The organism is Okeanomitos corallinicola TIOX110 (assembly GCF_038050375.1).
In the GTDB taxonomy this organism is placed as follows: Bacteria; Cyanobacteriota; Cyanobacteriia; order Cyanobacteriales; family Nostocaceae; genus Okeanomitos; species Okeanomitos corallinicola.
Window position 1 is genome coordinate 2432640 of record NZ_CP150886.1, and the last position, 12801, is coordinate 2445440.

A 12801-nucleotide genomic window follows, 5' to 3' on the forward strand; every position below is an offset into this window, starting at 1 on the left:
CTGAAGTGGGGTATGGGTAAGGGGCAGAGGTAACAAATTATATTAAATTGTGTAATTCTTCGGTGAAACAACTAGACAAGTTTGTTGTTTTTTTTTTACAATGCAGTCAATATGAGAATGCTTAGGTGTTGAACTGACTCACCTTTTGCTTTCTGTGGTTGATGTTATTTGCAAACAAAAAAAGGACAACGTGATGAAATTATCTCGGATTTTGCCGTTAGTGGTTGGTGGTGCTGTGGCTGGGATGGTTGTTAGTGCTGCATCTCCAGCGCAAGCACTAGAATTTGTCACTAATGGGGATTTTGAAAATGGTTTGACTGGATGGACTAATAATGGTGGTTGGTCTCCTAATAATACGAATATATCTGGCAATTCGTCTAATAGGGCTTATGCAGATGCTCTTTCCTCTTCTCCAGCCAGTTTATCGCAAGTTATAAGCGGTCTAGTTGTAGGACAGACCTATAACTTTAGTTTTGACTATTATCAGCTGTTCTCCGGACTTCCAAATAATATTTCCGCCACACTGGGTTCTACAACTCTAGCCTCTCTAACGAATAACAATACTCCTGCTTTCACTACCTTTTCCACCAGTTTTGTAGCCTCACAACCCTCAGATGTATTGACTTTTACTGCTTACGATGATGGTTTGTTGGGCGGGACTTATTTAGACAACGTATCTTTGACCGGTGCTACTGCTGTCCCCTTTGACGTTCCTGGTGGTGCAACTATTCCCACAGTCGGTTCTCTCTTTGCTCTAGGATTGATGAGACAGGCTAAAAAGCGGTTAGCAGTGAAGAAAGTTGTTGTTGATTCTGGGGATACTGTTGTTTAATTTTGTCTGAATCAGGATATCTGGTTACTGAGCGAAGTCGAAGTACAGGATTATAGGATTAACAGGATGGTTTGTTAGGGTGCATTGAATGTTTAAAAGTGTCTGAATCTGGATTTTTAGGATTATGATTTTGTCTGAATCAGGATTTCCAGGATTATAGGATTAACAGGATGGTTTATTAGGGTGCTTTGAATGTTTAAAAGTTTGTTTATTGAAATCAATTATGTAGTTGAAATTAGCATCAGATAAACTATAGATAAACTCCTACAAAAAATATAATTAGCTTTCATGTTTTACGGTTATTATTACTGCTTGATTACTAAAATTACGATGTTGGAAAAAATCACATCCTGTAAATCCTTAAATCCTGAAAATTCTGATTCAGACAAAAATTACCAAGTTTGAAAATTACGATGTTGGAAAAAATTACATCCTGTAAATCCTTAAATCCTGTAAATCCTGATTCAGACAAATTATATATTAAACGCAGATAAACGCAGATAAACGCAGATTTTTAATATTAAATTTTTAATTTCTTTTGACGACTCCAAGAAGATATTCTGATTCAGAAAAAAAGCACAAAAAAACAGTATTCAGGGGTTGACAACAGCTTTTAGATTTGTTATCATGAAATTGATAAGGAAGAACTATCTTATAATAAATACGGCAATTAAAGACTGGTAGGGGTTCAGCACTGCTAAACCCCATGTTGATAAATATAGACATTAATTTTTTAATTTTTTTCAGTAATGATATCTTAAAACCATTGATCATTCTTAGACCAAATAACCTGTCATGTCTTCTTCTGAAATACTAACGCTCTCATCTGCCATTCCTGTAGAACAAATTCGCTATGATGACAAAGGTTTAGTACCGGCAATTATCCAAGATTATCTGGATGGTACGGTGTTAATGATGGCCTGGATGAATCGGGAATCTCTACAAAAGACTTTGGAAACTGGAGAGACTTGGTTTTGGAGTCGTTCCCGTCAGGAGTTTTGGCATAAGGGAGCTACTTCTGGTCATATTCAGAAGGTACAAAGTATTCGTTATGATTGTGATAGTGATGCTCTGTTAATCGGTGTTGAGCAGTTGGGTGATGTTGCTTGTCACACTGGGGAAAGAAGTTGTTTTCATCAGGTTGATGGGAAAATTACACCTCCACCCGCTGATATGTTATCTCAATTATTTCAGGTAATTTGCGATCGCCGTGATCATCCCAATGAAAATTCCTATACCTGTAAATTATTGGCTGGTGGTGATAATAAGATTTTAAAGAAAGTTGGTGAGGAAAGTGCCGAGGTAGTCATGGCCTGTAAAGATGATGATCCAGAGGCGATCGCCGGTGAAGTTGCAGATTTGTTTTATCATACCCTCGTTGCGATCGCTCATCATCAAGTTGATTTAAAAGCCGTTTATCGGAAATTACAAGAACGCCGGAAGTAGGTGGGGAGATGGGGAGATGGGGAGGCAGGGGAGGCAGGGGAGGCAGGGGGAGAAAAGACTTTTTTAGCAATGCCCAATGCCCCATGCCCAATTACCTAAAATGTAAACGTTGTCCTTAGTACCCCTACCAATGTGGTGTCGTTGTTGCTGTCACCTTCGGGGTTAAATAACACAAACGCACCAGGGGTAATGCTGACATTATCGCTAACTCGGAAACGATAATAACCTTCTAAATGGTAAGGTGTGGCTCTATTGACTGGATTACCTGACTCACTGCTATACAAAGGTTGTCCAAATAATAAACCAGCAGAACTACCTTGTTGCAGCAAGTCCTTGAAGTGTAAACCTACCATCCAACTAGTGAAAGTAGCAGAGTCGTCAAAATCTGGAGATGAATCTTCTGCAAAGATAGCTGCACCATAACCAGAAAAAGCAACTTGTGGAGAAAATCTCCAGGTGACTGTTCCCCCGATGGAGTTCATTTTTACAGGTGTTCCCAATGGTACGTTTAACGATCCGATATCTTGGCTGGTTAAACCTGTACCTAAAATATTAATCTCATGGTAACTATGAGCGTAGTTTAATCCCACATCTATAGATTTACTGGGTTTAAACGTTAACTGGGCAGCTGCTACGCTACTACCGCTAAATACACCCGCACCTAAAGGTGTTCCTGATACTCCTGGTAAAACTTCTGCGCCTTCTTGGGGTAGGTTAGCATTGACGCTACCATACAAGGCTCTTAAATCCAGGTTTGGGGAAAAACTGTAAATAAACCCGGCCGCAGATGCTAAACCACTACCGGAAGTACCACCGGAAACTCTCAGCACGGGGTTTAAGTTACCAAAGCGGGAAATAGATTCTTTTCCTTCTCCATAGAAGGGTGTAATAGCTGGGAAAGCGTCGGAAACTTCAGCCGCAGTTCCTGCAAATAGGGTAAGTTTGTTGGCAACTGGGAAGATGTACAGCAGTTTGTATAGTTCTAAGGAGTTTGCACCTGTGGCATTTAGGGTTTTTACATCAACTCCAGGAAATTGGGGTTCAATACCTGTTCGCGCACTACTAGCACTAAGTAATGGTGATGCTAGTCCTAAACTATCTTGAAGACTGCCAGAACCGTCTATACCACCTGCAAAGTTATGAGCTTGCAAACCTGTGATCAGTAAGTCTTTACCTGTGAAACTGGTCATCAGGTTTAAGCGGACTCGGTTGGTAAGGATAATGTTGGGATCGTCTCCTCCGGGAGTTCCTCCAGTTGCACCAATAGCACTGATAATGGCTTCTCCAGTGAGTTTGGTGGTGGTGGAAAATTGATTTGCTTCCAGTTCTGCGGTACGTGCTTCTACTGCATCTACTCTACCTCTGAGGGTTGCTAGTTCAGCGGCAAAGTCTTCTTGTAGTTTTTGGATGGTGGCTAAGTCTTGTTTTGTGGCCATATCTGCTGTCGCAGTGGCGATGAGTTCGTTTACTCTATCTAAACAAGCGTTTAACCCGGCTGCAAATTCATAGCGGGTCATAGCGCGATTACCGCGATATGTGCTGTTAGGATATCCCGCTATACATCCATATCTTTCTACTAAGGATTGTAAAGCCTGAAATGCCCAGTCTGTTGGTTGTACGTCTGAGAGTTGGGAAACAGATGTTACTTGATCTGCTTGGTTTGCAGTTGGTTGGGGACTTTCCAGGGCTACAGCTTGGAGGGGAAAAAGTCCAGATAGTAAGCACAGTAAACCTATTTTATCGGTATTTCGTAAATTGATTTTCATAATCACTCCTCACTACCAAATTTTTATCGTTTCGGATTAATAATCATTGTGGCTCTATATTCTCCAGATTAATCGAGTATACATTGGCTATTTATAGCTATAGATAAGAAGTTGATGGCATCAGTAATAGCCAAAACTGATTGATACTCAAAATTGGTTGATTACATTAGTGCTTATTTGCTTCTTCTATAAATAATCAGCAATACCATTACTCAATCAATATTTTTAAATCTAAATCAGCTTTCACCTGTCATCTGTTAGTATGAAAAACCTTGTATAACTGGGATTTGCTGTGTTGTTTTTAGATTTAAAATTGCTAAAGTCAGTAATTTCTGTTGGGTAGTTGCAATTACTGGTAAGAATTTTTTACCACAATATTCCAGTAGTTCTATTAAATACTACTTGTATCCAATGTGGATCAAAATTATTATTAAAATTTTCTATATGTTTTATTAAACAAATGATAATCAATCTGTACTTGTATCCAGTTAATACTGGATAAGTTTATGGGGCATTTTCAGGCAAAATTCATCAAAATCAAGATTTTTGTAATTCTTATTATTGACTGCCAATATCCTCATCTATTTCACAGGTTTTCCACAGGAAATTTATGGGTTTTCCACAGGCTCTTGACGCATAAATCAACTTTGGCTGATTTGTTGGGGATTTTCTAGTTTTATCAACAGGCAGGGTAGTAACTGAGTTTTTATTGAGTTATGTAACAAAAATATGGCTTAAATGCTTGTTTTTTCGTGAAAAGTAGTTTTGTGGCTGCTGATTTTTAACATTTCGCAGCATTGACAAAATTACCCCTTCTGAGTGCAAAATGATTCGACTTACTTTTTTAGTCGGCTTGTGACTCCGTTCAATAGTTGGTATCAAATTTGTTAGATCAAATTGAGATGTTAGCTTGGGTTATCAACCTGACTAGGAATTGTCTGCAATACTGCTCGGTTAAGAATATAAAAGCTTGTGCTTGGGTTCGGATAGGGTTACAGGGTCAAGATCATTTCTTGCTCGTGTTTACTTACTCTTTTCTGCCACCTACCGATCAGTATTGGGATTGATTTTACGTAGCCATCACCGCAAGGACAAGATTATGAACGCAACAGTAAACATCTTGACGGAGATTCCCGAAACACTTCATGAATCATTGAAAAAATACCTAGAGACTCACCCAGACTGGGATCAAAATCGGGTACTAACTGCGGCACTATCATTGTTTTTACTACAAAACGGAGATAGCGATCGCTATGCTGCTCGTGTTTATCTAGAGACTTTGTTTCAAAAGTGCTAAAAATAGGCTGAGAATATTGGTAGATGGGTAGATGGGTAGATGGGTAGATGGGTAGATGGGTAGATGGGTAGATGGGGACTAGAAAAAACTAGAAAGATGTTACCCCATACCCTACACCCTAAGTATTAATTTTATTCTGTTTGGGTAGCAGTGGTATTTTCAAATTTGTACCCAACACCACGTACAGTTTGAATCAATGTTGGTTGACTGGCATCAATTTCAATTTTTTTACGAATTTGACCGATGTGGACATCAACAACTCGCTGATCTCCGACATATTCATAATCCCAGACTTGTTGAATTAGTTCTGCACGCCGCCAAACTCGACCTGGATGACTGGCTAAGAAATGTAACAAATCAAACTCTAAGGCGGTTAAGAGAACCGGTTGATCATTGAGTGTTACTTCTCTGCGTACCGGATCAATTATCAGCTTTTCAAATATGAGGCGTTTTTGTTCACTGGTGTTTACTACTCGCTGTCGCCTCAAAATAGCTGCTACTCTGACTTCTAGTTCTCCTAGACCAAAGGGTTTAGTGAGATAGTCGTCAGCACCTTTAGAAAAACCACGAATTTTGTCGGCTTCATCTGTACGGCTGGTGAGCATGAGGACAAACACACCATTTCGGCTTTGCATTTCCTGGCACAGATTAAAACCGATCACATCTGGTAAATTGACATCGAGAATTACCAAGTCTGGGTTAAATTGCTCGAAAAGAGCTAAGGCCGCTTTACCGTCTTCGGCAGCCTCTACTTGATAATTCTGTTTGATCAAAAAGCGTTGGATTAAATTCCGCACGGCTGGGTCGTCATCAACTACAAGAATCTTGGCAGGAGCCATGATCATCACTTTGCACAAAAATTCATTATGATTAACAGGGAAGTTGCGTAGAAACGCATTCTTTACTTTGGCAGTTCTGACAAATCTACAAGGGGTAGGTGTAAGTATCCTGATTGTTCAAAATTGACTGTAACTAAGAACTGCGATTATAATTATGAACAACGTAGACACTCATCTTGATAATAATCAGGTCTGCAATTCAGTATATCTACTAAATGTCAATTATGACTTGATTTGTAGCTTTTGCTTAAATTTTGCATATCGTCTATTCAGTAGGATTTGGGATTGGACAATGTTTTTATGTAAGTCGGTGGGCAGATGCAACTATGTAAAGAAAAATGAAATAAGCTAAAACTTGTTACTCTCCTGGCAGATCCCAACTACAAATATTTACACTGATCTAGTTAATGTCTGAATCCTAGCATTTGAACTAAGTCATACAACTAAACTTCTATAACTATAGTTAAATTTATTGGGTGGAACAAACTCAGCCGTGTTAATATCCTGGAAGAGGATGAAAATACGTTGGGACAATTGTTTCAACACAACCAAGACGACCAAGTTGTTTTTTATTCAACACAAGACTGCCGTTGACTAGGGCTAAATTAACATACTGTCATGAGCGATCAAAATCCCTACGAAAAACTTGGGGTATCAGAAGATGCTAGTTTCGATGAAGTTCAAAATGCGCGTAATCGCCTGTTAGAACAACATGGTGGTGACGGTAACAATAGAGAACTAATTGAAGCAGCTTATGATGCGGTTCTCATGGATCGCCTACGAATGCGCCAAGAAGGTAAAATTAAAGTACCTGAGCGTATCCGCTTTCCAGATATGCGAATACCATCTCCTCCAAGAGAAAGCCCTGCTCCCCGTGAGCAGTCACCAGCATGGTTACAACAAACTTTAGACCAACCAAGCCTACCAGAAATTCTCTTACCTGGTGCTTGGTATATAGGACTAAGTGCTATTAGTTTATTTATTCCTGCCACCAGTGAGCAAGTTTTACAATTGGGTTTGTTGTTGGGGTTAGGGGTAAGTGTTTATTTTCTTAACCGCAAGGAAAACAAATTTGGTAGATCGGTGTTACTCAGCTTGGGTGGTCTGATTGTTGGTTTGATTATCGGCGGACTGATTGCTACATGGTTATTGTCGCAAGTACAGCTGACCAATATCAGCCCAAATCAGTTGTCTACTGTGCTGACTTTTATATTGTTGTGGTTAATTTGTAGCTTTTTGCGTTGATTTTGGTTAGATGTGTCTTAACCAATGGGATAAACTAATTCTCTGACGCTAGTGGCGGAGTCCTGCTGCAATGCTACTGAGGCGATCGCCTGAGCTTCTGTTATGGTTAATTGGGAAATTGCTTGTTTTAGTGGGGCGATGGCTTGGGGGTTGACGCTTAATTCATCTAATCCCAAGCCGATTAAAATGGGTGCAACTAGGGTTTCTGCTGCCACTTCCCCACATAGTCCTACCCAAATATTAGCAGCATGACCAGCTTGCACGGTTTGTTTAATCATTCTTAATACCGCAGGTTGTAAGGCATCAGCTAAGGTGGCTACTTTGGGGTTGGTGCGATCGCCTGCCATGACATACTGACTTAAATCATTTGTACCGATACTAAAAAAGTCTACTTCTGGGGCTAATTGATCGGCGATGGCTACAGATGCAGGTGTTTCAATCATCATCCCTACTTCCATATTTTCATCAAAAGCTATACTAGCTTGTCGTAGTTCTGACTGTACCTGAAGTAATATCTCTTTAGCTGCTCTTAATTCTGTTAAGGTGGCAATCATTGGCCACATGATTTTAATATTATGGTTTTTGACACTAGCTCGTAAAATTGCTTTCAACTGGGTGATTAATAATTGAGGATGTTCTAAACATAAACGAATTCCTCGCACACCTAAAAAGGGATTAGTTTCTGCACTCAAAGAACTGAGATAGGGAAGTTGTTTATCTCCTCCAACATCCAGGGTGCGAATAATCAAAGGCCTGTTGTCTAAAATTTCGGCGATCGCCTGGTAAACTTCTAGTTGTTCCTCTTCTGTGGGTGGACTGGTTTTTTCTAAATACAAAAACTCTGTCCGTAGTAATCCTACTCCTTCTGCACCATAATTTATTGCAGCTTTAGCATCTGCAATATTGCCAATATTAGCAAAAACTTGAATATGCTGCCCATCACTGGTAGTTGCTGGTTGATGAGCTTTCAGTCTTGCTTCTGCTTGGGCAATTTGCCATGCTTCTCGCTTGGCTTCTAGGGTAGTTAATATATCTACTGGTGGTGCTATCCAAACCTTGCCACTTTCCCCATCCAGTGCCATTAAAGTACCGCTATCTAAACTCAAAACTTGAGAATCTACACCTAAAACAGCGGGAATACCTAAAGTTCTGGCAATGATAGCGCTGTGGGAAGTTGCACTACCAGCAGTCATGCAAATACCCATGACTTTATTCGGATCTAACTTAGCGGTATCAGAGGGACTTAAATCTGTACCGACAATAATTGATGGTTCGCTTAATTGTAAGTCCGTGGGCAAATTACCAAGTAATATTCTTAACACCCTTTGCCCTACATCCACCACATCATCTACTCGTTCTTGCAAATAAGAATCTTCCAATTTCCGGTAGGAATTTGCCACTTCTTCGACTACAGTTTGCCAAGCTACTTCTGCATTGAGTCTGTCTTCAACAATATGCTGTCGCGCTGCATCTAACATGACTGGATCTGCTAAAAATAACAAATGGGCATCAAAAATAGCGGCTTCTGCATCGCCAATTTGTAGTGATGCGTGGGATAGTAAGGTCTGAATTTCCTGTTTAGCGACTTGAATAGCTGACTGTAATCTTTGCCACTCTACTTCTACATTTTCTATGTGATATTCCATAACTGGAATAGAGGCAGATTGAAAATAAACTAAAGGAGCGATCGCTATTCCTCCCGAAGTGGCAATCCCTTTGAGTTCCCCTTGATTCAGATCAGAGACTTCTGTCCTTGGTGTGGGTAATTGTATAATACTATCGTCTTCGCCAAAATTATTAATAATCAATGCTTGTAAAGCTGCCAGTGCTGCTTGAGCATCAATACCAGTGGCTGTAATTAGCAATTCATGTCCTTGACGCACTCCCAAAGTAGCAACTTGGTTGATACTATCACCACGGATGGCTTCTGTATTTCTAGTTAAATTTTGTACCTTGATTTGAGATTGAAAATTAGAGGCTGTAGCCACAAACTGAGCCGCAGGACGAGCGTGTAAACCCAAACGATTACGTACTAGAATACGAATTTCCTGGGTAGAAACTTTGGCACTGCTGATACTCTGGTTACTAACTTCTGATAAGGGAATACTGATAAAATTTAACTGTGTTGCTTTGGCGACTAATGCCCCCTGTGCTTCTGTAATGATTTCTTGGATATTCTTAGCAGCAGCAGCAGCAACAGCAGCAGCAATAGTACCTTCTACTAATGGTGCTGCACATAGATATACTTTATCTCGTTGTTCTGGGGGTAAAAATTCTAGTGCCATTTCTGCGCTCATTAAAGCACTACCTAGATCCATGAGGATGAGAACACCATCATCAGAAAATACGGAGGCGATCGCTTCATAAACCTGTATCGCATCTGTACCTAGTGGATTTACTGGATCATCAATACCTGCTGCTACAGCCAAGGATACTTGACCTTGAACCATTTGTGCAGCTAGTTCTTGTACTCCTAGAGCCAGTTGTTTACTGTGGGAAACAATAACAATACCAACCACTGTAATACCTTAGCCATTTACCCATTCAATTATGGTTTGTGAATACAAAAATAGTCTATTTATTTAGGTTGTATTTATTTTTTTGAGGAGATGATTAACTTTTGTAACAAGTTACTAACCAAGTCAAGAACTGACTTTTATATTGAATCTATGGTTGACGAGACACAATTGAGTGAATCTAATAACTTTTCGATAACTTCAATCACCTCAATTACTGAGTTGAGACTGAGTGAGTTAGTTTTGAACCCGTGAGCGATCGCATTACGTAACTGAAGGTTATTAATTAATAATTGATAGTCAGTTTGTGAAATCACACCCTCAGTCACTAATAACTTTAATAAATATGGTGGTGATTCTGGTTTTTGCAAAATCAATCCTTCACTTTCAGCCAGAATTCTCAAAGTTGCTTCAGCTAAAGACCAAATAAACAAAATCGCTGATTCTGGATGATTATTTATAAGTTGTTTAGCAATTTGTAACCTAGATTTTATTTCATCTATTTGTAGAGATCCTTCTATTTGATCCGTATATAATTCATCATCGGGATTAGTAATTACCAAATCAAATCCCCAGTTAGGAGCTTGTTCAACTAACTGAGCTAATGTTTGTATATTGTTTGCAGATAATCTAAAAGAACGACGTGATTTTACCTCAACTATAACACCTTGTTCTCCTCTAAGTGCGATCATGTCAGGACTATAGCCATAGTTTTGTAGAAAAGTAGGTAATTGTTCATGATTTGGTGAAAGTATTACTTCATAACCTTTTTGACGGTATTCCTGTGCTACTTCCAGTATTTTTTCTCTTTCGAGTTGTTTAGTTTGAACCATTGACTATAAATTCAAATGTTTTCAAATATTACGCTACTCAAAAATCAAAACTTATCACTGATGATAGAAATTTACACATACTTTGTTAGCTGCACACGATAACGTTCTTTTTTAGTGACAGCAATTTCCCCAACTTCTAAACGTCCTTTCCCACGAATTGCTATTAAATCTCCGGTTTTTACCTGTGAACTGGCTTGAGTGATTTCTTTCCAATTTACCCGCACATCACCGGAGTCTATTAAGTCTACCATTTTACTGCGAGACATACCGAAACCAGCAGAGGCGATCGCATCTAATCTTAAAGAAGCTTCTACTGTAGTTAATTCTTTCTTTTTCGGTTCTCTAATTTTTAATTCATTAATATCAATGGGTTGAGTTTTCACTGGTACAGAACGCACCTGTTTTAAACTCATCTCTAAAAAATCCACCAATTCAGGAACTACAATTGCTTGCGCTCCTCTTTCACCCAAAATAATAATATCCCCGGTTTTTTCCCGGACAATTCCTGTACCTAACATTGCTCCCAAAAAATCCCGATGGGTAGCAGTATCAAACAGGAAATTACCAGCAATTTCTAAAGCAGTAACAGCAACTTGAGATTCATCTAAAGGCAATTCAGCACGGGCGATCGCCACCCTTTTTCTTTCTGCTTGCGGATATCCACCCCAGGCAAATATATGCACCTCTGTCAAGCGGCTAAAAGCCCGTTGAATTTCTGCCAACTCTGGCGGAGATAAAAAATCAGTAAATACCACTTCCCAGGTCTTAATAGCTTGTTCTGCTTGGTCAATTACACGGGCGGTGCTATCTCGATTTTCAACACCCTTTAAAATTTCTTCTCTTGGTAGCATGGTGACAGGTGACAGGTGACAGGTGACAGGTGACAGGTGACAGAAAAGAGTTTTTATTAATTACGAATTACGAATTACGAATTACGAATTACGAATTAATTACCCATTTTCCCCATAACCTTGGAGATTTTCGGGGTCATACTGGCGTAAAATACGGGTAGCTTGGCGAGTCAGAGTTTCTGAACCCTGAACGACGACAATGTATTTACCGGCATTCAAACGGTTACGGTAGGGTAAAGCATCTCCACCACCGAAAACTAAACCGACACCACCACCAACAAACACACTACCCATAGCACCGCTACCAGCACCCAGTAAACCACCAATAACATGATTACCGATTTCGCCAGCCCAAGCAAAGGTATTTAAACCAGTGATGAGACTAAAAGTAGCACCGGCAAAAAAGCCGAATGGTACTAACCAGATGGACATTAACTTTACTTGTTTTTTCGCTTCTTCGTTCGGATCAATTAAACCAAACTCATCAGCAGTTTTGTATCCTCTACCCAGGATAGTGCTGTTAATGCCTTCTTTTTCTAAGCCCAAATAAGCAGATTCTGCTTGGATACGGTCTGATAATACGGCAACAAGGTAATTCATGGATTTCAAACAATTATCTCAAAAATAGTCATTAATTAACAGAGTATCAGCACTTTCACGCCGGACTCAGCCTAAATATCATTTTAGAAAATCTAAGGGTTCACAAAAATTATTCACACCTTGCTTGAGGACATAGATTAAAACAGGAGTTGCCAAAATTTTGGGAAATTCGGGAATACTTCTGAGGTGTGACATCATCCCAGCAACTGAACCATTTAATAAATCATCTCGATATTGTTGTTCACACAGAAGTGTGCGCCATTTTTTGGCTAAAGCGTCTAACCATTCAGAATTAGTTGTACCTGGTTCTTGTCCCGCTTTAATAGCTAGTGTCATAGCTGCATCTTCTAAATCCCCTTCGCAGTCCTCTATTAAGTCTAATACTTCCATAGCTTGAGCATCATCTGCTAGTTGGGAGCGAAATTGAGCGATTTCTTGGGATGTGATTTTCATAGGTCATTAGGCATTAGACATTAGACATTAGGCATTAGGCATTGGGTATTAGTAATGTTCACCAATTACCTGTTAATTGATAAAAGCCTCATTTTACAGTGTAATTACTGGAAATGAGGCTTT

Annotated in this window: 11 protein-coding genes; 4 read left to right on the plus strand and 7 right to left on the minus strand. The window is 39.5% G+C overall.

The window, feature by feature from the left end:
• Nucleotides 1–193: 193 nt before the first annotated feature.
• Both WJM97_RS10520 and hisIE read left to right on the plus strand, forming a co-directional pair.
• Nucleotides 194–832 carry a carbohydrate binding domain-containing protein gene (locus WJM97_RS10520; RefSeq protein ID WP_353932974.1) on the plus strand — a complete coding sequence of 213 codons (639 nt, stop codon included), beginning with the start codon at nt 194–196 and terminating at the stop codon, nt 830–832.
• Nucleotides 833–1627: 795 nt separating this feature from the next.
• On the plus strand, nt 1628–2278 hold the full coding sequence (gene hisIE, locus WJM97_RS10525) for a bifunctional phosphoribosyl-AMP cyclohydrolase/phosphoribosyl-ATP diphosphatase HisIE (RefSeq protein ID WP_353932975.1): 651 nt from the start codon (nt 1628–1630) through the stop codon (nt 2276–2278).
• Between the two features lie 95 nt (nt 2279–2373).
• On the opposite strand, the gene WJM97_RS10530 is transcribed toward hisIE, so the two are convergent.
• Nucleotides 2374–4044: an iron uptake porin gene (locus WJM97_RS10530; RefSeq protein ID WP_353932976.1), complete on the minus strand. Its 1671-nt coding sequence runs from the start codon at nt 4042–4044 to the stop codon at nt 2374–2376.
• A gap of 1099 nt (nt 4045–5143) precedes the next feature.
• Between WJM97_RS10530 and WJM97_RS10535 the strand changes: the two genes are divergently transcribed.
• Nucleotides 5144–5341: a DUF2811 domain-containing protein gene (locus WJM97_RS10535; RefSeq protein WP_353932977.1), complete on the plus strand. Its 198-nt coding sequence runs from the start codon at nt 5144–5146 to the stop codon at nt 5339–5341.
• Nucleotides 5342–5472: 131 nt separating this feature from the next.
• On the opposite strand, the gene WJM97_RS10540 is transcribed toward WJM97_RS10535, so the two are convergent.
• A complete protein-coding gene (locus WJM97_RS10540; protein WP_353932978.1) occupies nt 5473–6180 on the minus strand; it encodes a response regulator transcription factor in 708 nt (235 codons plus the stop codon).
• 618 nt (nt 6181–6798) lie between these two features.
• On the opposite strand from WJM97_RS10540, the gene WJM97_RS10545 reads away from it, so the two are divergent.
• The gene (locus tag WJM97_RS10545) at nt 6799–7425 is read left to right on the plus strand and encodes a CPP1-like family protein (protein ID WP_353932979.1); all 627 of its coding nucleotides are present in this window, start codon (nt 6799–6801) and stop codon (nt 7423–7425) included.
• A 17-nt stretch (nt 7426–7442) separates the two neighbouring features.
• Here the strand turns inward: WJM97_RS10545 and ptsP are convergent, their stop codons facing one another.
• The 5 genes from ptsP to WJM97_RS10570 form a co-directional block, all read right to left on the minus strand.
• Complete coding sequence (ptsP, locus tag WJM97_RS10550) at nt 7443–9944, minus strand: phosphoenolpyruvate--protein phosphotransferase (protein ID WP_353932980.1); 2502 nt, start codon at nt 9942–9944, stop codon at nt 7443–7445.
• A 137-nt stretch (nt 9945–10081) separates the two neighbouring features.
• Nucleotides 10082–10774 carry a hypothetical protein gene (locus WJM97_RS10555; RefSeq protein WP_353932981.1) on the minus strand — a complete coding sequence of 231 codons (693 nt, stop codon included), beginning with the start codon at nt 10772–10774 and terminating at the stop codon, nt 10082–10084.
• 71 nt (nt 10775–10845) lie between these two features.
• Nucleotides 10846–11625: a photosystem II S4 domain protein gene (locus tag WJM97_RS10560; protein ID WP_353932982.1), complete on the minus strand. Its 780-nt coding sequence runs from the start codon at nt 11623–11625 to the stop codon at nt 10846–10848.
• Between the two features lie 99 nt (nt 11626–11724).
• Entirely contained in the window at nt 11725–12225 is a 501-nt protein-coding gene (locus WJM97_RS10565) for a hypothetical protein (RefSeq protein ID WP_353932983.1), read from the minus strand.
• Between the two features lie 78 nt (nt 12226–12303).
• Nucleotides 12304–12678 carry a hypothetical protein gene (locus WJM97_RS10570; RefSeq protein ID WP_353932984.1) on the minus strand — a complete coding sequence of 125 codons (375 nt, stop codon included), beginning with the start codon at nt 12676–12678 and terminating at the stop codon, nt 12304–12306.
• Between the last annotated feature and the right edge of the window lie 123 nt (nt 12679–12801).